This window comes from Pseudorhodoplanes sp. (assembly GCA_032027085.1).
In the GTDB taxonomy this organism is placed as follows: Bacteria; Pseudomonadota; Alphaproteobacteria; order Rhizobiales; family Xanthobacteraceae; genus Pseudorhodoplanes.
This window is the reverse complement of sequence record JAVSMS010000001.1, coordinates 2216016-2237624: the sequence shown is the minus strand read 5'-3', so window position 1 is coordinate 2237624 and position 21609 is coordinate 2216016. Positions and strand designations below refer to the sequence as shown.

At 62.0% G+C, this 21609-nt stretch carries 24 protein-coding genes; 16 read left to right on the top strand and 8 right to left on the bottom strand.

The window, feature by feature from the left end:
* Positions 1–6: 6 nt before the first annotated feature.
* Entirely contained in the window at positions 7–1056 is a 1050-nt protein-coding gene (locus tag RO009_10870; protein ID MDT3685529.1) for an amidohydrolase family protein, read from the top strand.
* A 3-nt stretch (positions 1057–1059) separates the two neighbouring features.
* On the opposite strand, the gene RO009_10865 is transcribed toward RO009_10870, so the two are convergent.
* Positions 1060–1281: a sulfurtransferase TusA family protein gene (locus RO009_10865; GenBank protein ID MDT3685528.1), complete on the bottom strand. Its 222-nt coding sequence runs from the start codon at positions 1279–1281 to the stop codon at positions 1060–1062.
* A gap of 94 nt (positions 1282–1375) precedes the next feature.
* Here RO009_10865 and RO009_10860 point away from each other — a divergent pair, with 94 nt between their 5' ends.
* Together RO009_10860 and RO009_10855 are read left to right on the top strand one after the other, a co-directional pair.
* Positions 1376–2497: a molybdopterin-binding protein gene (locus tag RO009_10860; protein ID MDT3685527.1), complete on the top strand. Its 1122-nt coding sequence runs from the start codon at positions 1376–1378 to the stop codon at positions 2495–2497.
* Positions 2494–4476 carry a molybdopterin biosynthesis protein gene (locus tag RO009_10855; GenBank protein MDT3685526.1) on the top strand — a complete coding sequence of 661 codons (1983 nt, stop codon included), beginning with the start codon at positions 2494–2496 and terminating at the stop codon, positions 4474–4476. The genes RO009_10860 and RO009_10855 overlap by 4 nt, the downstream gene beginning before the upstream one ends.
* A 16-nt stretch (positions 4477–4492) precedes the next feature.
* On the opposite strand, the gene RO009_10850 is transcribed toward RO009_10855, so the two are convergent.
* Together RO009_10850 and RO009_10845 are read right to left on the bottom strand one after the other, a co-directional pair.
* Positions 4493–4642, bottom strand: a complete 150-nt coding sequence (locus RO009_10850; protein MDT3685525.1) for a hypothetical protein — start codon at positions 4640–4642, stop codon at positions 4493–4495.
* 26 nt (positions 4643–4668) lie between these two features.
* Positions 4669–4869, bottom strand: coding sequence for a hypothetical protein (locus tag RO009_10845; protein MDT3685524.1), 201 nt, complete (start codon positions 4867–4869; stop codon positions 4669–4671).
* A 98-nt stretch (positions 4870–4967) separates the two neighbouring features.
* Between RO009_10845 and RO009_10840 the strand changes: the two genes are divergently transcribed.
* On the top strand, positions 4968–6266 hold the full coding sequence (locus RO009_10840; GenBank protein MDT3685523.1) for a c-type cytochrome: 1299 nt from the start codon (positions 4968–4970) through the stop codon (positions 6264–6266).
* Between the two features lie 2 nt (positions 6267–6268).
* On the opposite strand, the gene RO009_10835 is transcribed toward RO009_10840, so the two are convergent.
* The gene (locus tag RO009_10835) at positions 6269–8245 is read right to left on the bottom strand and encodes a 4Fe-4S dicluster domain-containing protein (protein MDT3685522.1); all 1977 of its coding nucleotides are present in this window, start codon (positions 8243–8245) and stop codon (positions 6269–6271) included.
* Positions 8246–8413: 168 nt separating this feature from the next.
* On the opposite strand from RO009_10835, the gene RO009_10830 reads away from it, so the two are divergent.
* The 12 genes from RO009_10830 (at position 8414) to RO009_10775 (ending at position 19581) form a co-directional block, all read left to right on the top strand.
* Positions 8414–9169 (top strand): biotin/lipoate--protein ligase family protein, encoded by a 756-nt coding sequence (locus tag RO009_10830; protein MDT3685521.1) that lies wholly within the window; start codon positions 8414–8416, stop codon positions 9167–9169.
* The gene (locus RO009_10825; GenBank protein MDT3685520.1) at positions 9166–9705 is read left to right on the top strand and encodes a DUF6505 family protein; all 540 of its coding nucleotides are present in this window, start codon (positions 9166–9168) and stop codon (positions 9703–9705) included. Before RO009_10830 ends, RO009_10825 begins: the two co-directional genes overlap by 4 nt.
* Positions 9702–10709, top strand: coding sequence for a DUF6352 family protein (locus RO009_10820; GenBank protein ID MDT3685519.1), 1008 nt, complete (start codon positions 9702–9704; stop codon positions 10707–10709). The genes RO009_10825 and RO009_10820 overlap by 4 nt, the downstream gene beginning before the upstream one ends.
* Positions 10706–11224 (top strand): DUF3305 domain-containing protein, encoded by a 519-nt coding sequence (locus tag RO009_10815; protein MDT3685518.1) that lies wholly within the window; start codon positions 10706–10708, stop codon positions 11222–11224. The genes RO009_10820 and RO009_10815 overlap by 4 nt, the downstream gene beginning before the upstream one ends.
* Positions 11221–11937, top strand: a complete 717-nt coding sequence (locus RO009_10810) for a DUF3306 domain-containing protein (GenBank protein ID MDT3685517.1) — start codon at positions 11221–11223, stop codon at positions 11935–11937. The genes RO009_10815 and RO009_10810 overlap by 4 nt, the downstream gene beginning before the upstream one ends.
* A gap of 106 nt (positions 11938–12043) precedes the next feature.
* Positions 12044–12823, top strand: a complete 780-nt coding sequence (locus tag RO009_10805) for a Cro/CI family transcriptional regulator (protein MDT3685516.1) — start codon at positions 12044–12046, stop codon at positions 12821–12823.
* Between the two features lie 32 nt (positions 12824–12855).
* Entirely contained in the window at positions 12856–13071 is a 216-nt protein-coding gene (locus RO009_10800) for a twin-arginine translocation signal domain-containing protein (protein ID MDT3685515.1), read from the top strand.
* Positions 13072–13085: 14 nt separating this feature from the next.
* Positions 13086–16025 (top strand): formate dehydrogenase subunit alpha, encoded by a 2940-nt coding sequence (locus RO009_10795; protein MDT3685514.1) that lies wholly within the window; start codon positions 13086–13088, stop codon positions 16023–16025.
* A 12-nt stretch (positions 16026–16037) separates the two neighbouring features.
* A complete protein-coding gene (gene fdh3B, locus RO009_10790) occupies positions 16038–16634 on the top strand; it encodes a formate dehydrogenase FDH3 subunit beta (GenBank protein MDT3685513.1) in 597 nt (198 codons plus the stop codon).
* A 75-nt stretch (positions 16635–16709) separates the two neighbouring features.
* Positions 16710–17729, top strand: coding sequence for a formate dehydrogenase subunit gamma (locus tag RO009_10785; GenBank protein MDT3685512.1), 1020 nt, complete (start codon positions 16710–16712; stop codon positions 17727–17729).
* 71 nt (positions 17730–17800) lie between these two features.
* On the top strand, positions 17801–18328 hold the full coding sequence (gene mobB / locus RO009_10780; GenBank protein MDT3685511.1) for a molybdopterin-guanine dinucleotide biosynthesis protein B: 528 nt from the start codon (positions 17801–17803) through the stop codon (positions 18326–18328).
* Positions 18328–19581 carry a molybdopterin molybdotransferase MoeA gene (locus RO009_10775; GenBank protein MDT3685510.1) on the top strand — a complete coding sequence of 418 codons (1254 nt, stop codon included), beginning with the start codon at positions 18328–18330 and terminating at the stop codon, positions 19579–19581. Before mobB ends, RO009_10775 begins: the two co-directional genes overlap by 1 nt.
* A 12-nt stretch (positions 19582–19593) precedes the next feature.
* Here RO009_10775 and RO009_10770 read toward each other — a convergent pair whose 3' ends face one another.
* From RO009_10770 to RO009_10755, 4 genes are all read right to left on the bottom strand, one after another.
* On the bottom strand, positions 19594–19716 hold the full coding sequence (locus RO009_10770) for a hypothetical protein (GenBank protein MDT3685509.1): 123 nt from the start codon (positions 19714–19716) through the stop codon (positions 19594–19596).
* Between the two features lie 63 nt (positions 19717–19779).
* On the bottom strand, positions 19780–20412 hold the full coding sequence (gene mobA, locus RO009_10765) for a molybdenum cofactor guanylyltransferase MobA (GenBank protein MDT3685508.1): 633 nt from the start codon (positions 20410–20412) through the stop codon (positions 19780–19782).
* On the bottom strand, positions 20402–21286 hold the full coding sequence (locus RO009_10760; protein MDT3685507.1) for a formate dehydrogenase accessory sulfurtransferase FdhD: 885 nt from the start codon (positions 21284–21286) through the stop codon (positions 20402–20404). The genes mobA and RO009_10760 overlap by 11 nt, the downstream gene beginning before the upstream one ends.
* The gene (locus RO009_10755; GenBank protein MDT3685506.1) at positions 21283–21606 is read right to left on the bottom strand and encodes a YbaB/EbfC family nucleoid-associated protein; all 324 of its coding nucleotides are present in this window, start codon (positions 21604–21606) and stop codon (positions 21283–21285) included. The genes RO009_10760 and RO009_10755 overlap by 4 nt, the downstream gene beginning before the upstream one ends.
* Between the last annotated feature and the right edge of the window lie 3 nt (positions 21607–21609).

Genomic DNA, 21609 nt, shown 5'->3' with positions numbered 1-21609 from the left:
ATGCCCATGACCACTCCAATCATCGATGTCCACGCCCATCTCGTCCCCCCGGAAATGGTGAAAATCCTGCGTCGGGACGGTGCCCGCTACGGTGTGGAATTCACTGGCACCGATGATGCGTTAAAACTGCAGCTGGCCGGCGGTCGCGTAAAGCCCTTCCCGAAACCATTGATGCGGGTTGAAGAGCGCATTGCCACGCTCGACCGCCAAGGTATTGACATGCAGGTGGTCGCGAGCTGGATCGACCTGTGCGGCTACACAATGCCGCTCGATCTGGCGGTGAAATTTTCCGAACTGCAGAACGAGCATCTGGCGGCTACGGTCGCGGCACATCCGAACCGTCTGGCCGGCGCCGCCAACGTACCGCTGCAGGACACCGCTGCGGCCATCAAGGTGCTGGAACGTGCCGTTCGCGATCTGGGTTTCCGCGCGATCCAGCTCTCCACCTATGTCGGTCCCGGAAAGTTTCTGGACGACACCGCGCTGGATCCGTTCTGGCAGGCCGTGCAGGATTTGAAAGTCCTCGTTCTGTTGCATCCCTATGACGAGCAGCCGCCGCAGGGTCTGAACGAGTATTTCCTGCACAATTGCATCGGCTATCCGTTGCAGACCTCACTCGCTGTCATCCGCATGATTTTCGGCGGTGTGCTGCAACGCTTTCCTGATCTGAAAATGAACCTGCCCCATTCCGGCGGATTCCTGCCATATCAGATAGACCGCTTCCGGCATGCCGCCGACCATCGGCCGGAACCGCGCGCGAAAGGCTTCAAGGGCGATGTGCTCGACACCTTCAGGAAGTTTTATTTCGATACGGTCGCCTTCAATCCACGGCCGTTGCGCTATCTCGCCGAAGTGGTCGGCGCCGACCGCGTTGTACTGGGCAGCGATTATCCGTTTGAAATGAGTGATCCAGATCCGGTGGCCACCGCCAAGGCGGCCTTGCCCGAACATATGCATGCAGCGGTTCTGGGCGGCACCGTGCAGAAGCTGATGGGACTCAATCCGACACACGGCGTCAGCGGACGGGCGCTGACGCCCCTCGCGAAGGCCGGCTGACCGTTAGGTCTTGCGAATGCGAAAAACCAGCAGGTCGCCGTCGCGCAAGCTGCTTTCAAGCGCATCTCCGGTTTCGCGCAGGAGATTGGGAATGTCGATCGCCGACAGGGGATCTGTGCATTCAACCACAATGATGTCGCCCGTCGCGAGGCCGGAGAGGACCTTGCGGGTCTTCAGCGCCGGCAGCGGGCATTTCAGGCCCCGCAGATTAATCGACTTTTCCATCATCCCATAGCCCAAGCCTATGACCTGGCCTCATCGCTAACCGCTGCAGCGCAGTTTGCTTGACCCTTTATAAAGGCTTCGCCAGAAACACAGAATGGCATCCGAGATCAAGACAGACCAGCGCATTGCGCGGCTCACGCCGCTCGCCGAAGTTCTGGCCCATATCGATTCTCATGTGAAGCCGGTCGCACTGAGCCGGCAGGATATTTCCTCAGCGGTTGGCCTCACGCTTTCGGAAGACATTCATGTCGCGCAGTCATTGCCCGCACAGGCCATTGCGCTGCGCGACGGATATGCCGTCGAGGCGGAAGCAACACGCGATGCCAGTTCGTATGCACCTGTTGTGATTGCTTCGCCCTCATTTGTGAATGCGGGTGATGCGTTGCCACCGGGCACTGATTCCATTCTCCCGCAGGACGTTGTCGCAATTCAGGGCGCAACGGGCGCAGTTCTGTCGCCGGCCACGATTGGAGACGGCGTATTGCCGTTCGGCGCCGATGCCGGGCCGATGGCTCCCTTGTTTTGTTCCGGACACGTGATGCGTCATCGCGACATCGCTATTCTTCGTGCCGCTTCCGTTCCGGATGTCGATGTTCGTGCGCCGCGCATTTGCGTCCTGCAGAGCAGACAAGGAGACGACACGATTCTCGACGCAGCGACGACGTGGATGAAGCATGCCGTCGCAACAGCCGGCGGCCACCCCGTCTCTTGCGCAGAAGGCGATCTGGCAGAAGCGTTACGCGCTGCTGATGCCGACGCTGTGATCGGCATTGGCGGCACCGGTACCGGCCGGCACGACAATGCCGTCGCGAGTCTGGCCGATAGTGGTGAGCTTAAGTTCCATGGCATCGCCATTTCGCCCGGAGAGACCGCCGCCTTCGGCTTTGTCGGCGGCAGACCTGTGCTGCTGAGTCCGGGCCGTCTGGATGCAACGATCGCCTGCTGGCTTTTTGTCGGCGAACCTATCCTTGCTCGCCTCTGCGGACGGCCACCGGATGATGCAGGACGTATTGCCCGTCTGACGCGGAAAGTGTCGTCGTCGCTGGGAATTACCGAGTTGATCGCTGTCGCCTGCAAGGACGGGCAGGCCGAGCCCCTCGGCTCAACCTACCTGTCGCTACAAGTGCTGGCACGCGCCGATGGGTGGATATCCGTTCCCGCCCAAAGCGAAGGATATCCCGCAGGCGCGTCTGTGGCTGTGAGGCCGCTGCCATGAGTGCCAAATCCGAAGCATCGGCAGACCTGCTTGCAGCAATCCGTCAGGCCGCGCGTCAGGAGCAGTTTCTCGAGGTCGTATCTCCAGAACAGGCGCGCGAGCGATTCACCCGGCCTATCGACCTGTCGCCGCTGCCCGCCGAATCTCTTCCGCTTGCCGATGCCCTGGGCCGGGTTCTTGCACATGACATCGCTGCGCCGGTCGACGTGCCGTCATTCGACCGTTCCGGCGTCGACGGATTCGCGGTGCGTTGCGCCGACACAGCCGGTGCGATGGAGCAGGCGCCCCGCCATCTGCAATTAAATGAGGAGGTCATTGCGTGCGGCCATGCCCCGCTGCTTGAGGTGCAGTCCGGCACGGCGACCGTGATCGCGACCGGCGGCATGATCCCACGCGGCGCCGATGCGGTTGTCATGATCGAGCACACCGAACTACTTGACGAGGGCGGCGCGCCGCGCATCGAAGTCCGCCGCGCTGCCGCACCGGGCCAGTTCATCGCTTATGCCGGTACCGACATTGCCCGCGGCGAAACCCTGCTGCGCCGCCTCACGCGCATCAGTTCCCGTGAGATCGGCATGCTGGCTGCATGCGGCATCGACAAGGTGGATGCGATCCGAAAGCCGCGCGTGGCCGTGCTGTCGACCGGCGACGAACTCGTGCCGCTTGGCCAACCGCTGCGGCCCGCCGGCATTTATGACAGCAACGGTGCGATCATCGCCGCCGCCGTCACCGAAGCCGGCGGCGAGCCGATCGCATTCGGCGCTTTCCCGGATGACGAAAAGGCGCTCGAAACCGCGATGCGCCGGGCGCTGGCGGATTGTGACGTGGTCATTCTGTCGGGCGGCACGTCCAAAGGTGCCGGCGATCTGTCGCACCGCATCGTCACGAAACTCGGCAAGCCCGGCATTCTGGTGCATGGCGTCGCGCTGAAACCGGGCAAGCCGCTATGTCTGGCGGCGGTGAACGGCAAGCCGTTGATCGTGCTCCCTGGCTTTCCGACGTCCGCGATCTTCACCTTCCACGCTTTTGTCGCGCCGGTCATCCGCGCGCGCGCCGGTCTACCCCCGGAAACGGCAAAGACGGAGATGGCAACAGTCCCGGCCCGCATTGCTTCCGAATTGGGCCGCAAGGAATTTGTGCTGGTGTCTCTGATCGACAGTCCTGAGGGCAAGGTGGCGTTTCCCTCCGCGAAAGGCTCCGGCTCGGTCACGACCTTCTCGCAATCGGACGGCTTTCTGGAGATTGACGCGCTTGCCAATGCGATGGACGCCGGTACACGCGCCGAGGTCACCTTGATTGGCAGCGCCGCGCGCGCCCCCGACATCGTGATCATGGGCAGCCATGACGTCGCGCTTGATGTCGTCATCGGCGCCTTGGCAGAGCGCGGCTTCGCCGCGCGGGTGATCGCCATCGGCAGCCATGGAGGCGTCGCCGCAGCTCAACGCGGAGAATGCGATCTGGCGCCCGTGCACCTCATCGACCCGCAGACCGGCACCTACAACAAACATTTGCTGTCGCCAGGCATGTCGCTCGTGCCTGGCTGGACGCGCATGCAGGGATTTCTCTTTCGTGCGGGCGACACGCGCTTCGAAAACAAGACGGCCGACGAGGCGATCACCGCCGCTGTGGCGGATTCATCCTGTCTGATGATCAACCGCAATGCCGGCGCCGGCACGCGCGTGCTGATCGACAAGTTGCTGGGCGGCAAGCGTCCGCCAGGCTACGCCAATCAGCCGCGCTCGCATAACGCTGTCGCCGCCGCCATCGCGCAGGGCCGGGCTGACTGGGGCGTTGCGATTGAACCGGTCGCACGACTCTATGAGCTGAAATTCCTGCCTCTCGCGCCGGAGCAATACGACTTCATCCTTGTCGACGAGCGCCGGCATCGCCCCGCGGTGCAGACTTTCCTCGCCATCCTGGACGATGAGAAGACAAAGGAACAAATCCGCGCGCTCGGAATGACACCGAGCGCCAATTAGCGCGGATCCGATCCTGCTAACGCTGTGCCGCATGCTCGTCCGGCAGCAGGAATCCCGCTGCGAGGATCATCACCGCAAGCGCCACATGCAGCCAGTGATCGGCGTGGTTCATCAGAATGGTTCCCAGCATCATGTTGCCGCTGGTCGCCAGTCCAAGCAGTGCCATAATTGCGTCGATGACGCCGAAGATTTTCAACTCAGCGCGGCCCCGATGTTGCTGTACGCGCCAGCCAGAATGGCGATCTCGGAAACAAGATGAACGAGATTATGCGCCGTATTGACCGCGAAAATCCCGGTCGGCGACACTAGGGGGTTGGGAACGAAACCAAGGATGCCGCCGACAATAAACACGATCCCGAAAATCAGCGCGACTGTCTTGGTGGTGATGTCCATATGAGCATCCAATGCCCTATTGAACACACTCACTCAGTATAACATGTTGGGCTTTCGACGAGTTCCATGGTCCGCGTCCCGGCTGATGAGGTACCTGCGTGAGAAAGAGACTCGTTTATTGCTGTGCAGCTGCCGCCCTTGCCGTGACGTCTTTTTGCACGACTGCCAAAGCGCAGCTGCGGGGACATGGCGGTCCAGTGCGGTCGGTGGCGGTGGCGCCGGATGGGAAGACCGCGATTACCGGCAGCTTCGATACATCCGCGATCCGCTGGTCGCTCGAACGCAATTCCGCCACCCAAGTCCTCAGGTTTCATGAGAGTGCGGTCAATGCGGTGACCTTCCTGAAGGACGGCCGTCTCGCCACCGGCGGCGAGGACGGCCGCGTGGCAATCTGGCAGCCGGATCAGCCCACCCCGGCGCTTACTTTCACCGGACACACCGCACCGATTGTCTCGATCGCAGCATCTGCGGATGGCGCATCTCTCGCCTCTGCATCATGGGATCGCACAATTCGGATCTGGCCGCTGTCCGGTGGCGCGCCCCGCGTATTGGAAGGCCACACGCAGAATGTCAACGGCGTTGCATTCACTCCCGACGGCCAATCGCTCGTCAGCGCAGGATACGATGCGACCATTCGCATCTGGCCGCTCAACGGCAATGGCGAGCCATTCGTTACCACCGTTCCCGCGCCACTCAACGCGATTGCCGTCGCCAACGACGGCGAGATCATTGCCGCCGGCGCTACCGGAAGACTGTTCTTCGTTTCTCCCAAGGGCGAAGCGCGCGGCGATCTGGAAGCCGCTGAAACGCCGATCATTTCGCTTGCCGTTTCGCCGGATGGCCGGCTCATTGCCGCCGCCGGCATTCGCGGCTCTGTCGCCATTGTCGATCGTAAAGAGCGCAAAGTCCTTCGCACGCTGGTCGGCCCCGGCCTGCCGGTCTGGTCGGTTGCCTTTTTTCCTGACAGCAAGATGCTGCTGACCGGCGGAACGGATCGGCTGGTGCGGCGCTGGAACGCGGAGAGCGGAGAGCATATCGGCGCGGTCCCGATCAACGGCAACGGTGACCCACTCGCCGCCTATGCCGGCGACCGCGGCGCGGAAGTCTATCGCGCCTGCATTGCGTGCCACACCTTATCGCCGGACGAAGGCAATCGCGCCGGTCCCACGCTCGCCGGGATTTTCGGCCGCAAGATCGCGACCCTGCCCGGTTACAATTTCTCCGAGCCGCTGAAAAAACTCGACATCATCTGGACGCCCGAAACGGTGTCGAAGCTGTTTGAGATCGGGCCCGCTGCCTATACGCCCGGAACGAAAATGCCGGAGCAGACCATCGGCTCGGCCGCGGATCGCAAGGCGCTGGTGGACTTCCTGGCGCGGGCGACCAACGGGAAATAGCCTTAGCCCTGCGGCTTCTCTTCGCGCTCGCGCAGATAGTCCTCGGTGGTGCGCGGTTTCGGCCGCTCCGGCGCGCCGTAAGGATCGAAGCTCTCTTCGGTCATGGCGATGACGCGACAATCCTCGCACATCTTGAGAATATCGAGGCGCTTCGCCTGTCCCTTGAACATCCAGTGCTTGCCCTCAAGCTTGGCGGTCACGCGTTCGATCGTGCTCTTCACGCCAAAAGGCTTTCCGCAACTGATGCAATGGAACGGCTCTTCTTCCTTCACGACGCGCGCCGACGCCGTCGCCGCGCGGAAATCGAGTTGCGGCCTCAGCGTGATGACTTTTTCCGGACAGGTCGCCGCGCACAGTCCACACTGGACGCAGGCGTCTTCGGTGAATTTGAGCATCGGCCGTTCCGGATCGGCCGACATCGCGCCGGTCGGGCATGCCGAAACGCAGGCAAGGCACAACGTGCAGCCTTCGACCTTGACGTCCACCATACCGAACGGCGCCCCGGCGGGCAGCGCGATGACGTCAACCGGTGCCGGCGACGCCCGATGCAGCTCCCGCAAGGCCAGGCGCAGCACATCGCGCTTGCCGCCGACGGCACGGAAAGAGGCGGGACGATCGATTTCTTTTGCGGCACTTGTGGCACGCAGGCTTTCGGCCAGCACATCCGGATCATCGGTCTCGATGGTGGCGACGGCGTCGCCCGCAAAACCCAGTCCGGACAGGATCGGCATGGCGAGATCGATCGTGCGGCGAAGCCCGGTGACGTCGTGGCGCGGACGGTCGCGCAAAAGCAGGCGGACACTCGCGGCGCCATAGGCAAGCGAAGCCGCAATCGCTTCAAGCCCGACCTGGGTCACCTCATTCACCGCGACCGGCAAGACATTCGCCGGCAAGCCATCGCCATAACGCGCCAAAGCATCAATCAGCTCAGTGCCGTGCGCTTCGTCATGAATCAGCAAGACCGGCTGCTTGCCTCCCGCCTCCCGGTATGTGGACAGCAGAGTTCGCAGCCGCTGCATCAGCGCATCGGCAGGCGGCAAGGCGTAGCTTGCGGCGCCGGTCGGACAGACGGCCGCGCATTGGCCGCAGCCGGCGCAGATATGCGGATCGATCGCAACATGATCGCCGGCCGGCGCAATCGCGCCTGCCGGACACAGATCGAGACACCGCCGGCAGCCGACAATGCGCGAGCGGGAATGAGCGCAGAGCTCTTCCTTGAAATTGATATAGCGCGGCTTGTCGAAGGTGCCGACCAGATCGCGCGCTTTCATCGCCGCGCGCAAGATCGCGGCCGGATCGCCGGGATCGGCGCGCAGGTAGCCTTCGCGCAAATCGGCGGCGGCGAACAGCGGCACACCACCTGACACATCAAGGATAATGTCGCATTGCGAAGTGGCGCCGTCGCGCGGGGCGCCGAACACCAGCTTGTCGCGGGACGACGGCGCGGCCTGCGCATAGGCATCCACCGCAACCTCGAATCTTCCGAGATAGCCTTTGGCGGACCGGACTGTTCCCTGCACCACCGGATAATCGGTTTTGCGCCGCGGCGGCAAATCCACCGGCCGGGAAACCATGACGGTGATATCGAGATGATCCTTCAGCAGCTCTGCGGCTTCGAGCGCCTTCTCGTCGCGGCCATAAATCAGAACAACACCTTCGCTGCTGAATCCGACAAAGGGAACATCGGCGACGGGCTCCGCCGCCATGGCCAGCAGCGCGGCGATCTTGGGACCGGCCTTGGCTGAGTCTTTCGACCAGCCCGCATTTTCCCGAATGTTCACGAACGTCGGTTCGGGACCGCCGGCTTCAGCTGCAACCTCGGTGAAGACCGGCGATTCCTGCGTGCAGGCCACCGTGATCGTGTCGGCGCCTGCCGCAATTTTGCCAAAACGCTCCAGCTCTGCTCGGCAGAATTGCCGGCCGGACGTCACCTCGGCATTGCGACATGTCCGACGCAGGGTGTCGATATCGAGCGGCATTGTGTCCTCGCAGGAACACATGACGATCTGCCGCTTTTTTTCCGCCATTCCGACTCCACAAACGCGCGCCCCAGCGTATCCAATGACCCGTCGTGGACTGGTCATACGCTTCCATAGCTTATAATTGTACCAAACTAAAGGTCAGAGCCGGAGCGTAAACCGCCGCCCATGTCCATCCGCACCTCAAGTCCCACCACGCTTGCGATTGAGCTGCCGCCGCCATTCCGGCTTGTCACGTTACGTGAAGTGGGCGACGCGTTCGCTCATGCCGTGGCAAATGCAGGAGAAGAAGGTGCCGGAACGCTTGTCTATGTAGGCCGTTTCGACCTTGCCGAGTTTGCCGTTGTTCTGGAGCCGGAAGAACCGCTGCGTACTGCGCGGCGCACAATATACGCGGGCATGTCGGCGCTCGCCGATGCCCTGATCGTTCAGGCGCCGCCAAATATGCCGATTGAAATTGCGTGGCCTGACACGATTAACGTGAATGGCGGCTTGGTCGGCGGCGGACGATTGGCTTGGCCGGAGGGCGCCGATGAAAATGAGCCGCCGCAATGGCTGGTCTTCGGCGCCATGATCCGCCTCGTCTCTCTCGCCGAAGGGGAAGCCGGCCTTCATCCCTTGACATCCGCCCTTGAAGACGAAGGCTTTGACGATCTGGCGTCGGACCGCATGCTCGAAATCTTTTCGCGCCATCTGATGGTCACGCTTGATGCTTGGCAGCAATACGGGTTTTCCGCAGTGACCAAATCCTACCTGCCGCGCCTTGCGCCCCATCCTGAAAAAGGCGTGCGGCGGGACATCGACGAGAACGGCGATCTTCTGCTCCGCCGCATGGGCAAGGTTGAGGTGGAGCGTCACAAGCTGGTTCCCGCCCTGCTGCAACCGGGCTGGTATGACCCGAAAACGCGAGGGCCGCGCGCATGAAATTGCTGCGCACGATCCGCCTCGATCCCTCCGACACATTCGTGTTTGAACATGCAGCCGAGCCGGGCGAATGGGCCGTCACCGGCGCTTTCGTGTTTTCCGATGCCGATCCGACGCTGTTGCAAGGCAAGGCGCGCACGGCTTTTCGCGCCGGATTTCTCGGCGTGCAATCTTTGGGCTGGTCCACGCTGGTGCAGATCGTGGATGCCTCTGACAACGACCGTGCTGAACTGATTGATGCGCTGGCGGATCGTCTGATTGAGAAATTCGGCGCTCCTGACCGGGCCAGCGCGCGTGCGGCTGCGGATGAGGAAGTGACCTTTGCTGAATCGCTGTGTACCCAGCCGGTCGATACCCTGATTGCTGTTCATCGTACATTCGACAACGGCGAAATGCGCGAAGCCTTCCGCACGTTGCGCCCGCGCGCGGGTGCAAAACCCTTGCGGGCATTCTCGTTTCTTGATGTTGAAGGCGAGGACGACGAACCGGCCGAACGCATCGATTTGGTTAATCTCGTGCAGGGAGACCGCAAGTGAAGGACTTCTGGCTCGCGTGCGGACACCATTTGCTCGATCGCAACGAAGGCGGCGGCCTCGTTGTCACCGATGAATTCCTGAAAGTCTATCTGGCGCGGCCGGAACTGGCGCCGCCGCCTGACGCCTGCGCGGCCGAGAAATCCCTGCACGCTGCGCTGCTCGCCGATCCGCGCCGTAAAGTCAGCGCGTCCGAGATCGCGGCCATTGCCGACGCCGATGCGCGCGACAATTGGACGTTGATGATCGCTTTTCGGGACCGTCTGATTCAGCATGCGACATTGGAATCCGCCTATGCCGATCTGGTTCGCAACGGCGCCGGTTCAACGCCGCCATTGTTCGTCAACCAGCTTGTCCACGTCATCCTCCGCAACGCCCTGGATGGCTGCGAGGATCCCTTCGTCCTGCGGGCCGCGGAAATGTTCTTCCGACCGCAGCGGCTGACATTGCATGAAGGCTCGCTCATTGCCGCCGACGAGGAAACCATCAGCGGCGCCGGCGAGACGCCCGCGTCTCCGCTTGTGTCGATGCTAGGCATTCCGGCGCAGGCCGACATCGATGTGCTGAGCGATGACAATGCTCATTTCTATTGGGAGCACAGTGACCTGTTCCACGCCGCACTCGATCTGACCGCTGGCCGCCGCGGCCTCGCCGCCCTCGGCGAGGCGATCAGGCACTGGATTTCACACATGATGGCGATCGACGTGGATGTTGAGCCGCTGGTCGAGATGCGCGACGTCAACTTTACCTGGTATGTCGGGCTTGACGCGGAGGGCACACGCATCGGCGATGCTTTGTGGAATGGCGACGACATCGACGACGCCACGCAGGCGCAGGTGGTCGGCCTCTTCCGCCTCAGGTTCCGCGACCCACATATCGTGCTGGAGAATGTCGGCCAGGAGCCGGTTTATCTTATTCTGGCCATGTCGCCGGAGAAGGTAATCCGCATGAAGCCGCAAAATCTGCTGACCGGTTTGCCGATCCGCCAATTGGAGGCGGTGTCATGAGCACGGCGCTGGCGCAAATCCCCGTTGGCGTTGTTGTCGCCCGCCGCAAGGCGGCAACGCAATGGCTCGATTATACATGGCAGCCGATTTCAATCCTCGTCGGCGAGCCGGAGACACCTGCGTGGACTATATTGTCAAGCCAGGAGGATGCGATCACATATTACGCCGGTAGCGTCGAAATAGAACTGTACCGGACAGAAACGGCGCATTATCGCGATAATCTGGCCGGCGATTGTTCGCTATGGGTTGTGCTGCAGCCGACGGCAAGTGATCCGCCATACAAACTCGTGAAAGTGACGGCCGATCCGAGCGAGGGTGAAAGCTATACGGAAGCCGGCTCGAACATCGTTGAGCGCCTGCCGATGCCGGACAACGTGTGCGACATCATCGCCGCATTCGTCGCCGAGCATCACGTGGAGCACCAATTCGTCAAGCGCAAGCGTACTCGTGAGAAGCCGGAGGCGCTGGCGCGGCGAGTGCCGATGCAGGACGAATCCGACGGACGAAAACGATGACCAATTCCGACGATTTCCTCACGCGCTGGTCACGCCGCAAACGCGAAGCGAAGGCGGAGGAAGCCTCATCCCGCGCGCAGGATACGACCGGCAAATCCGTACAGCCCGCTCCCGACCATCCTGCCAATTCGGATAATTCGCCCGCGAAAGAATCCGAGCCGGTATTCGATCTGTCCAAATTGCCGTCGCTGGATTCGATCGGACCGGACACGGATATGCGGGTGTTCATGCAGCCCGGCGTTCCGGCCGCCCTGTCCCGCGCGGCGTTTCGCCGCGCCTGGTCGGCCGATCCCGCGATTCGCGATTTTATCGGGCTCTCTGAAAATTCTTGGGATTTCACAAAGCCCGAAAGCATTGAGGGATTTGGCCCTCTCGTCCCCACGGACAACGTCAGGCGGATGCTGGCGCAACTCTTCAATGAAGAGCCGGTGCAGCCGGCCGCTCCGGCTGCCGATCGCGATGCTGGACAATCTGAATCCCTGCCAGCTGACGCGGAAAACACACCGGTGCTGACTGAAGGACCGGCCGAGAGACGTCCGGCTCAGACTGTGCTGAATGAGCGAGAGGCAAATTCGCGGCCGATGAGCAGCTCAACCGAAGACAGTTTGCTGCGCTGCGAGAAAGATGACGACGCAACGCAACAAGATCGCGACGCCGCTGCGTCTTTCGGCCCACCTTTGCGGCGCAGACATGGCGGAGCCTTGCCCACCTAAATCGTTGGTACCTGCGGCTAAATCGCGCTGCCATAGCCTCTGACTATTGACCCATTCCAAAGTGCAAGCGTATTGTTTGGAACGCTTCTCAGATGGGCAAAGAGAGATGCGAGACTTCGGACTCGAAGAAGCGATCCGCGCTGCTGGCGGCGTCAGCGAGCTCGCACGTCGAATCGGTATTTCCCAACCGTCAGTGTCGAATTGGGAGCGCGTTCCCGCGGAGCGAGTCATTGCCGTCGAAGCAGTGACCCGAGTTGGGCGCGAGGTCTTGCGCCCCGATCTGTATGGGCGCGGGGCGGATATGACCAGCAACGTTGATGACGTCGATTCTGCGCGAGCGCAGGAATATGCCCTGCTTGCCGCCCTGCTTGTGCGCGCTCCTGATGCAGATTTGCTGGCCTCACTGGCGCAATTGCGCGGCGATGCAAGTCCGCTCGGCCTCGCTCATCTCCAGCTTGCGGAAGCCGCTGCGCAAGCGGACGCGTCGAAGGTTGAGCGCGAGTTTTTCAACCTCTTCATCGGCATTGGCCGCGGCGAGTTGCTGCCATACGGATCCTATTATCTGACCGGGTTCCTGAACGAGCGTCCGCTTGCGAGTTTGCGCGACGATCTCATCAAGGTTGGCATCGAGCGCGCCGAAGGCAACGTCGAACCCGAAGACCACGCCGGCATGCTGTGTGAAATCATGTCGGGCCTTGCGAGCGGGCGTTTTCCGGCTCCCCCCGGAACCGATCAGGAAATTTTCGAGAAGCACCTGGCACCGTGGATCGGACGTTTCTTCGCCGATCTGGAGCGCGCCCAGGAAGCTGATTTCTACCGGCAGGTGGGAACGCTTGGCCGGGTGTTCATTGACATAGAGATGGAGTCCTTCGCGCTTCCGGTTTGAACGCGACGGCGAGGATAACGGAGGAGACGGCGATGAAACGGGACAGCAAGACGGCGGTCGGACGCCGCGATTTTCTGCGCGCGATGGGCGCCGGTGCCGGCGTAGCCGTGACGGCCGCGGGACCCCTCGCAACATCCGCGCATGCGGACAGCGAGACCAACGATGAAAAGCGGAAGGCTCGCTACAACGACAAATCCGCAAACGTCCAGACATTCTACCGGGTCAACCGCTATCCGGGCGCCAAGTAAAGGGAGGCATAGCCGTGCTGATCAAAAGGACAGAACGCGAGAAGCGCCGCGGCAGTCTCGCCGCTTCGCTCGGCAATCAATCCGCTGGCGGCCTCGACCGCCGAACCTTCCTGCGCCGTTCCGGGCTTGCTGCCGGAGGACTGGCGACGCTCAGCGCGCTGCCGCTTGGCGGCATGCGCAAAGCGGAAGCCGGTTTTGCGAAACCGGGCGCACCTATCACCATCCGCAAGAGCATCTGCACCCATTGCGCGGTGGGCTGCACCGTCACGGCCGAGGTCGTGAATGATGTTTGGGTCGGCCAGGAGCCGAGTTGGGACAGCCCGATCAACCGCGGCTCGCACTGCGCCAAAGGCGCTTCGGTGCGCGAGCTCGTGCATAGCGACCGCCGCCTGCGCTATCCAATGAAGCTCCTCAACGGTCAGTGGACGCGCGTCTCCTGGGATGTCGCGATCAACGAGATCGGCGACAAGCTGCTGCAGATTCGTGAAAAGTCGGGTGCCGATTCGGTTTATTGGCTTGGTTCCGCCAAGATGACCAACGAAGGCTCCTACTGGTTCCGCAAGCTCGGCGCCTACTGGGGCACCAACAACACGGACCACCAGGCGCGCATCTGCCATTCGACGACGGTGACCGGCGTAGCCAATACCTGGGGCTACGGCGCGATGACCAATAACCTCAACGACATGCGCGTGGCCAAGACGATGCTGTTTATCGGCAGTAACGCCGCCGAGGCGCATCCTGTCGGCATGCAGCACATGCTCGAGTCGAAGGAGCTCAACAAGGGCAACTTCATTGTGTTCGACCCGCGCATGACTCGCACTGCGGCTCATGCGACGGAATATGTCCGTTTCCGTCCCGGCACCGACATTCCGGTGCTGTACGGGATGCTGTGGCACGTCCTGAAGAACGGGTGGGAAGACAAGGAATTCATCCGCCAACGCGTGTACGGCTTCGACGAAGTCCGCAAGGAAATCGAGAAGTGGAACCCGGAAGAGTGCGAGCGCGTCACCGGCGTGCCTGGCGCTCAGATGGAGCGCGTCGCCAAGATGTTCGCGACTGAGAAGCCGGCGACCATCATCTGGTGCATGGGCCAGACCCAGCACAGCGTCGGCACCGCGAACGTGCGGGCAAGCTGCATTGCACTGCTGATGACCGGCAACATCGGAAAACAGGGCACCGGGGCCAACATCCTGCGCGGCCACGATAACGTGCAAGGTGCCACCGACGTCGGTCTCGATATCGTGACGCTGCCGTTCTATTACGGCATCGCCGAAGGCGCGTGGAAACACTGGTCGCGTGTCTGGGAGACCGACTTCGAGTGGTTCAAGTCGCGTTTCGACGACCCCAAGATGATGAACACGCCCGGCATCCCGCTGACGCGGTGGTTCGATGCGGTGCTGTTGCCGAAGAACGACGTCGCGCAGAAAGACAACGTCAAGGCGATGTTCGTGCAAGGTCACGCGAGCAACAGTATCACCCGTATTCCGGAGTCGATGAAGGCGCTGAAGGCGCTTGAGCTTCTCGTCATCGCCGACCCGCATCCGACGACCTGGGCCTCGCTGTCCGTGCAGGCCGGCCGCAAGGACGGCACATATCTGCTTCCGGTCGCGACCCAGTTCGAATGCTCGGGCTCCCGCGTCGCCACGGGGCGCCAGTTGCAATGGGGCGAGCAGATCGTCAAGCCGATCTTCGAATCGAAGGACGACCTTGAGATCATGTACCTGCTCGCAAAGAAGCTCGGCTTTGCGGACAAGATGTTCAAGAACATCAAGGTCGAGAACAACCTGCCGGTGGCCGAGGACATCCTGCGCGAAATCAATCGCGGCAGTTGGTCGACCGGCTATTGCGGCCAGTCGCCGGAGCGGCTCAAGGCGCACATGGCGAACCAGCACAAATTCGATCTGGTGACCACGCGCGCTCCGAAGGACGATCCCGAGGTCGGCGGCGACTATTACGGTCTGCCGTGGCCGTGCTGGGGTTCGCCCGAGGTCCGGCATCCGGGCACGCCGTTGCTTTACGCGCCGTTCCGCGCGGCGATGGACGGCGGCGGCACCTTCCGGCCCCGCTTCGGTCTCGAGCGCGAGGAGAAACTGCCCGACGGCACCACCCGCAAGGTCAGCTTGCTTGCCGACGGCGTCTATTCGGAGGGGTCCGAAATTAAGGACGGCTATCCCGAGTTCACCTACGGGGTACTGAAGAAGCTCGGCTGGGACGCTGACCTGACACCAGCGGAACTTGCGACGATCCAGAAGATCGGCGGCGACAAGCCGGACGGCGTTTCGTGGTCGACCGACCTGTCGGGCGGCGTCCAGCGCGTTGCCCTGAAGCACGGCTGCATCCCTTACGGCAACGGCAAGGCGCGCATGGTCGCCTGGAACCTGCCCGATGCAGTTCCCGTGCATCGCGAGCCGATCTACACGCCACGTGTCGAGCTGGTGTCGAAATATCCGACGCTGCCCGACGCCAAGCAGTTCCGGCTGCCGAATATCGGCTTCTCGGTGCAGAAGGCGGCGATCGACAAGGGCATCGCCAAGCAGTTCCCGCTCATCCTCTCGTCCGGCCGTCTGGTCGAATACGAAGGCGGCGGTGAGGAAACCCGAACCAACCCGTGGCTCGCCGAGTTGCAGCAGGACATGTTCATCGAGATCAGTCCTGCCGATGCCGCCGAGCGCGGCATCACGGATGGCGGCTGGGTCTGGGTGACCGGCGCCGAGAACAGCGCGCAGGCCAAGATGAAAGCACTCGTAACCGAGCGCGTCGGCAAGGGTGTCGCCTGGATGCCCTTCCACTTCGGCGGCTGGTTCGGCGGCGCGGACCTGCGGGACAATTACCCGAAGGGCACCGATCCGATTGTGCTCGGCGAAAGCGCGAACACGATCACCACCTACGGCTATGATCCTGCGACCGGCATGCAGGAACCCAAAGTCACGCTCTGCCAGATCAGGGCAGCATAAGGAGACGCAACCATGGCTCGTATGAAATTTCTTTGCGACGCCGATCGTTGCATCGAATGCAACGCTTGCGTCACCGCCTGCAAGAACGAACACGAAGTGCCGTGGGGCATTAACCGGCGGCGTGTCGTCACCATCAATGACGGCAAGCCGGGCGAGCGATCGGTGTCGATGGCCTGCATGCACTGTACCGACGCGCCTTGCGCGGCGGTGTGCCCGGTGAATTGCTTCTACACCACCGCCGACGCCGTGGTCCTGCACTCCAAGGACCTCTGCATCGGCTGCGGCTATTGCTTCTACGCGTGCCCCTTCGGCGCGCCGCAATATCCGCGGGTGGGCAATTTCGGATCGCGCGGCAAGATGGACAAATGCACCTACTGCGCCGGCGGCCCCGAAACCGACAATGCGCAGGCGGAATACGAGAAATACGGCTCAAACCGTCTCGCCGAAGGCAAGCTGCCGCTCTGCGCCGAAATGTGCTCGACCAAGTCGCTGCTGGCCGGCGACGGCGAGATCATCGCGCAGATCTACAAGGAGCGTGTGGTCAAGCGCGGTTACGGCTCCGGCGCCTGGGGGTGGAAGACCGCCTACAGAGAGACGATAGCGTCTTAACTTTGCGAGCAGGCCGGCGGCCTATTGTTCGCCGCCGGCCGTTTTGCCAACGGACAGAATAAGGAGGGTATGGGGATGGCGACGTTTTTCACCACCATTCGCATGGCGGTCGGCGCGATTGCACTCATCTGCATCCTGGCCATCGCCGCACCGGTGAGCGCGCAGCAGCGCAACCCTGACGGGTCGGTCAACCCGACCGCAAGCGCGGTCAAGGAGGAGCAGTTGCTGCAGCAACTGCGCCAGGTGCAGGGCCGCGTCAGCATTCCGGACAAGAAGGAAGGCACGCTGATCCAGCCGGCCGGCCGCGACTGGCGGGAATTCCACCAGGTGACGCTGTACTGGGTCGGCGCCATTGCCATCATCGGCATGCTGGCACTGCTGGTCGGCTATTATCTGGCCCGCGGCATGATCAAGATCCAGAATGGGCGGTCGGGCCGTACGATCGTCCGCTTCAACGCCTTCGAGCGTTTTGTGCACTGGATGACGGCGGCTTGCTTCATCGTTCTCGCTATTTCCGGATTGAACATCACATTCGGAAAAACGCTGTTGTTGCCTCTGATGGGCGCAGACGCTTTCGCCGGATGGTCACAATGGGGCAAATATGCCCATAATTATCTCAGCTTCCCGTTCACCATCGGCGTCGCCCTGATTTTCCTGATATGGATTGCCGGCAATATCCCGAGCCGGGTGGATGTCGAATGGGTCAAGCGCGGCGGCGGCCTGTTTGGACACGACCATCCTCCAGCTTACCGCTTCAATGCCGGCCAAAAGATGATCTACTGGATCGTCGTCATCGGCGGCGCGCTCGCCGCGATCAGCGGCTATATTCTGATGTTCCCATTCTATGGCGGCATGACCGTGTCCAGCATGCAAGGCGCGCAGATCGTGCACGCTGTCGTCGGCGTCTTGTTCGTGGCGGCCATGCTGGCCCACATTTATATCGGCACCATTGGAATGGAAGGCGCCTTCGAGGCCATGGGCACCGGCGAGGTCGACGTCAACTGGGCCAAGCAGCACCACAGCCTTTGGCTTGAAGAGGAGAGCGGCCGCAGGCCGGTGGCCGGCGCCACCCCGCGGGCGAGCCCCGCCGAATAGATTTACCAGCCAATCCAAAATGACCCGGCGCCCGGCGGTATCCCGCCGGGCGCTTTGCTATATAAGACCGCATGCGCATCATCGGTCTCGCAGGCTGGAGCGGCTCCGGCAAAACCACCCTTCTCACGAAAGTGCTGCCGCGGCTCATCGCCCGCGGCAAGCGCGTTTCCACTCTTAAACATGCCCATCACGCCTTCGACGTCGACCGGCCGGGCAAGGATTCCTTCGAGCACCGGTCGGCTGGCGCCACCGAAGTCCTCGTGGTCTCCGGCAACCGCTGGGCGCTGATGCATGAACTGCGCGGGCGGCCGGAGCCGGATCTGCACCAGCTTCTCGGCAAACTGTCCGAAGTCGATCTGGTCCTGATCGAAGGCTTTAAGCGGCAGAAATTTCCCAAGTTGGAAATCCACCGCGTCGAAAATGGCAAACCGCTGCTGCATCCCGAGGACGACTGGATTGTTGCCGTCGCCAGCGACAGCCCCCTGCCGCAAGCAACCGTGCCGGTCGTCGATCTCAACGATATCGAAAAGATCGCAGACCTTCTGATCGTGGAATCCATGCCGTTGAGCGAACTCGATACACGGGTGGAAACCGCCTGATGGCGCAGCTCAGCGACGATTGTTTCGCATTCGGCGGAGATTTGCTTCCGGTTGACGAGCTGGAGCGCATCATCCATGAGCGCGTGACGCCGGTGGCGCAAACAGAACCAGTGCCGCTTGGCGCGGCACGCCGGCGCGTGCTGGTGCAGGATATCGTGGCATCGGTCTCGCTGCCTCCATTCGACAATTCCGCGGTCGACGGGTTCGCCGTCCGGCATTCCGATTTGAACCCCGATGGTGACACCCGGCTCAAGATCGTCGAGCACCTGACGGCAGGCTCAGCGGCGCCTCCGCTCAACCCGGGCGACGCCGCACGGATTTTCACTGGCGCACCGATGCCGGGGAATGCCGATACCGTCTTCATGCAGGAGGATTGCCGCATTGACGGCGATTACGTTGTGCTGCCGGCGGGCCTGAAGCGCGGCGCCAATAGGCGCCTGACCGGCGAAGACGTGAAGGCCGGAACGGTCATTTTGGCGGCAGGCACCCTGCTCTCGGCTCCGCATGTCGCCCTTGCCGCTGCGGTCGGGCTTACACACGTGACGGTGCGGCGGCGGCTTCGTGTTGCCTTGTTTTCGACCGGCGACGAGATTGCTGAGCCGGGATCGCCGCTTGCAGAAGCCGCAACCTATGACGCCAACCGCTTTCTCCTGGCGGCGCTTCTCGACCAGTTGGGCGCGCATGTCACCGATGGCGGCATTCTGCGCGACGACCGCGTCCAGGTCGCGCAAGCCCTGCAAAATGCGGCTCGCGACCACGATCTGGTCCTGACCTCGGGCGGGGTCTCAACCGGCGAAGCCGACTATGTGCGCGAAACGATGGAGCGCATCGGCACGCTCGTGTTTTGGCGCGTTGCCATCAAGCCCGGGCGGCCGGTGGCGATGGGCGTGTTTGACGGGGCGGCGCTCGTCGGCTTGCCGGGCAATCCGGTCGCCGCCTTTGTGACATTCGTGCGGGTGGTGCGGCCGTTGTTGATGCAGCTTGCCGGAGCCAGATCCGAGCCGCTGGTCCCGCTGCCTGTGCGCGCAGCCTTTGCCTATCACAAGAAGAAAGGCCGCCGCGAATATGTGCGCGTGAAGCTCACACGCGCAGCCGATGGCGGTCTCGACGCGTCCAAGCACCCGCAGGACGGTGCGGGCGTCATCACGTCGCTGACGCAAACCGACGGTCTCGTCGAACTGCCGGAAGACACAACGACGGTCGAGCCAGGCTCGACCGTCGGATTTTTCCCTTACGCCGTGCTCTCAAATTGAAGGGAACTTCAATCAGATACGCGCGCCCGTCGTGGTGTAGGCAACCGACACGGGCTCCTGCAGACGATCAAGGACAACGGATGCGCCTGCGGCGATGATGATTGCAACCACGCAGGCGATCAGAAAACTTTTCATGAATCTCCTCCCAGCTCAGTTTTTCATTATTAAAATGAAGGAACTGGGCAGGATGATCAAGGGCTAAGCATTGCTGTTTTGCAATGCAATAGCGGTAGCGCGATCGCGATCGTCGGGCGTGTTAACGTTGAAGAACGGATCGACCGGCTGGTCCGGCCACTCGGCAATGGCGATGCCGTGACGTGCGGTCCAGACCTCGATCTTGCGCAAATCCTCTTCAACCAAGGCCCGGCGCAAATCCTCACGTAGCGCGACTTTCCAAAGTCCAACCACCGGGTGCCGCCAATCGCCCGAGCGCGCGCATGCCAGGGGGACGCCTTCCTTCGCCCGAGCGTCGTGCAGGCGCGCGACAAGGTCTGCCGGCAGAAACGGGCAATCGCCCGGAACGCTGACCATCCATTGGATGTCGAGCGCAGTTTCCGCAATCCAGTCCAGCCCGGCCAGGATGCCGGCCAATGGCCCGGCAAATCCCGGAACAGTGTCGGCGATGACGGGAAGTCCGAAACGCGCGAAACGATGCGGATCGCCATTGGCATTCAGCGCCAAGCCTGCACATTGCGGTCGCAACCGGGCCAGAACACGGTCCAGAATGGTGGCGCCACCAATCTGGAGCAGCGCCTTGTCGCCCCCGCCCATGCGGCGCGCCAGACCGCCTGCCAGCACAAGCCCGAATGTCGGCGGCACCTCAGTCGTCATGAACCGCCGCTTTGCGCCGGTGCTTGGCGCTTTCGTCCTCGACATGGGCGAGGTCCTGATCGAACACGATGCGGTCGAGACCGGCGAGCGCCACAAAGCGCTTGCCGCGCGCGCGTCCAATCAGCGTCAGATTCGCCTTGCGGGCCAGTTCAACACCCCAGGCGGTGAAGCCCGAGCGCGACACCAGCACAGGAATGCCCATGCGCACGGTCTTGATCACCATTTCCGACGTCAGACGACCGGTGGTGTAAAAAATCTTGTTCGCCGCGGGCACCTTGTTCCTGAACATCCATCCGGCGATCTTGTCGACTGCATTGTGGCGCCCGACATCTTCCATATAGACCAGCGGTCGATCCTTCTCGGCCAATACGCAGCCATGGATCGCGCCCGCTTCCAGATAAAGCGACGGCGTGGTGTTGATCTTGTGCGTCAAGGCATAGAGCCAGGACGTGCGGAATTCGGTCTGCGGCAGCGATATGTTTTCCAGCGCTTCCATCAGATCGCCGAACACCGTGCCTTGCGCACAGCCTGATGTCTGCACTTTCTTCTTCAGTTTCTGTTCGTAATTGGTGGCGCGCTCGGTCCGCACCACCACCACCGCAAGATCCTCGTCATAATCTACTTCGGTGACGACATCGTCCGGTCTCAGCATGTTCTGGTTGAGCAGATAGCCGATGGCCAGATAATCAGGATGGTCCCCGATCGTCATCGCGGTGACGATCTCTTGCGAATTCAGATAGATCGTCAGCGCGCGTTCGACCGTCACCACGGTTTCAATGGCGGTGCCAGTCTGATCAACGCCCCTCACATGTTCGGTGAGCCGCGGATCGTGCGGATCGGGCCGGATCAGATAATCGTCAAAATCCTTGTTCATCCGAAGGGATTCAGACCAGCCGGGAGCGAAAGACCGCCGGTCAAGGCCTTCATCTTGTCTTGCATCACGTTTTCCGCCTTCTTCTTCGCGTCGGCGTGCGCTGTAACGATGAGGTCTTCCAGGATCTCCTTTTCTTCGGCCTTCATCAGCAAATCGTCGATCCTGACGCCCTTGACGTCGCCCTTGGCGGTCATCCTGAGGGTAACCACGCCGCCGCCGGCGGAGCCTTCAACCTCAATGGTTTCAAGCTCTTGCTGGAGAGCCTGCATCTTCGCCTGAAGCTGGGCCGCCTGCTTCATCATGCCCATGAAATCCGCCATCAC

Coding starts and splice junctions, on each gene's coding strand:
- RO009_10870 (MDT3685529.1), top strand. CDS start 7: ATGACCACTCCAATCATCGATGTCCACGCCCATCTCGTCCCCCCGGAA.
- RO009_10800 (MDT3685515.1), top strand. CDS start 12,856: ATGAAACGGGACAGCAAGACGGCGGTCGGACGCCGCGATTTTCTGCGC.
- RO009_10835 (MDT3685522.1), bottom strand. CDS start 8,245: ATGCCGCTCGATATCGACACCCTGCGTCGGACATGTCGCAATGCCGAG.
- RO009_10775 (MDT3685510.1), top strand. CDS start 18,328: ATGGCGCAGCTCAGCGACGATTGTTTCGCATTCGGCGGAGATTTGCTT.
- mobB (MDT3685511.1), top strand. CDS start 17,801: ATGCGCATCATCGGTCTCGCAGGCTGGAGCGGCTCCGGCAAAACCACC.
- mobA (MDT3685508.1), bottom strand. CDS start 20,412: ATGACGACTGAGGTGCCGCCGACATTCGGGCTTGTGCTGGCAGGCGGT.
- RO009_10860 (MDT3685527.1), top strand. CDS start 1,376: ATGGCATCCGAGATCAAGACAGACCAGCGCATTGCGCGGCTCACGCCG.
- RO009_10845 (MDT3685524.1), bottom strand. CDS start 4,869: ATGGACATCACCACCAAGACAGTCGCGCTGATTTTCGGGATCGTGTTT.
- RO009_10755 (MDT3685506.1), bottom strand. CDS start 21,606: ATGGCGGATTTCATGGGCATGATGAAGCAGGCGGCCCAGCTTCAGGCG.
- RO009_10830 (MDT3685521.1), top strand. CDS start 8,414: ATGTCCATCCGCACCTCAAGTCCCACCACGCTTGCGATTGAGCTGCCG.
- RO009_10855 (MDT3685526.1), top strand. CDS start 2,494: ATGAGTGCCAAATCCGAAGCATCGGCAGACCTGCTTGCAGCAATCCGT.
- RO009_10865 (MDT3685528.1), bottom strand. CDS start 1,281: ATGGAAAAGTCGATTAATCTGCGGGGCCTGAAATGCCCGCTGCCGGCG.
- RO009_10770 (MDT3685509.1), bottom strand. CDS start 19,716: ATGAAAAGTTTTCTGATCGCCTGCGTGGTTGCAATCATCATCGCCGCA.
- RO009_10760 (MDT3685507.1), bottom strand. CDS start 21,286: ATGAACAAGGATTTTGACGATTATCTGATCCGGCCCGATCCGCACGAT.
- RO009_10810 (MDT3685517.1), top strand. CDS start 11,221: ATGACCAATTCCGACGATTTCCTCACGCGCTGGTCACGCCGCAAACGC.
- RO009_10785 (MDT3685512.1), top strand. CDS start 16,710: ATGGCGACGTTTTTCACCACCATTCGCATGGCGGTCGGCGCGATTGCA.
- RO009_10825 (MDT3685520.1), top strand. CDS start 9,166: ATGAAATTGCTGCGCACGATCCGCCTCGATCCCTCCGACACATTCGTG.
- fdh3B (MDT3685513.1), top strand. CDS start 16,038: ATGGCTCGTATGAAATTTCTTTGCGACGCCGATCGTTGCATCGAATGC.
- RO009_10815 (MDT3685518.1), top strand. CDS start 10,706: ATGAGCACGGCGCTGGCGCAAATCCCCGTTGGCGTTGTTGTCGCCCGC.
- RO009_10850 (MDT3685525.1), bottom strand. CDS start 4,642: ATGGCACTGCTTGGACTGGCGACCAGCGGCAACATGATGCTGGGAACC.
- RO009_10805 (MDT3685516.1), top strand. CDS start 12,044: ATGCGAGACTTCGGACTCGAAGAAGCGATCCGCGCTGCTGGCGGCGTC.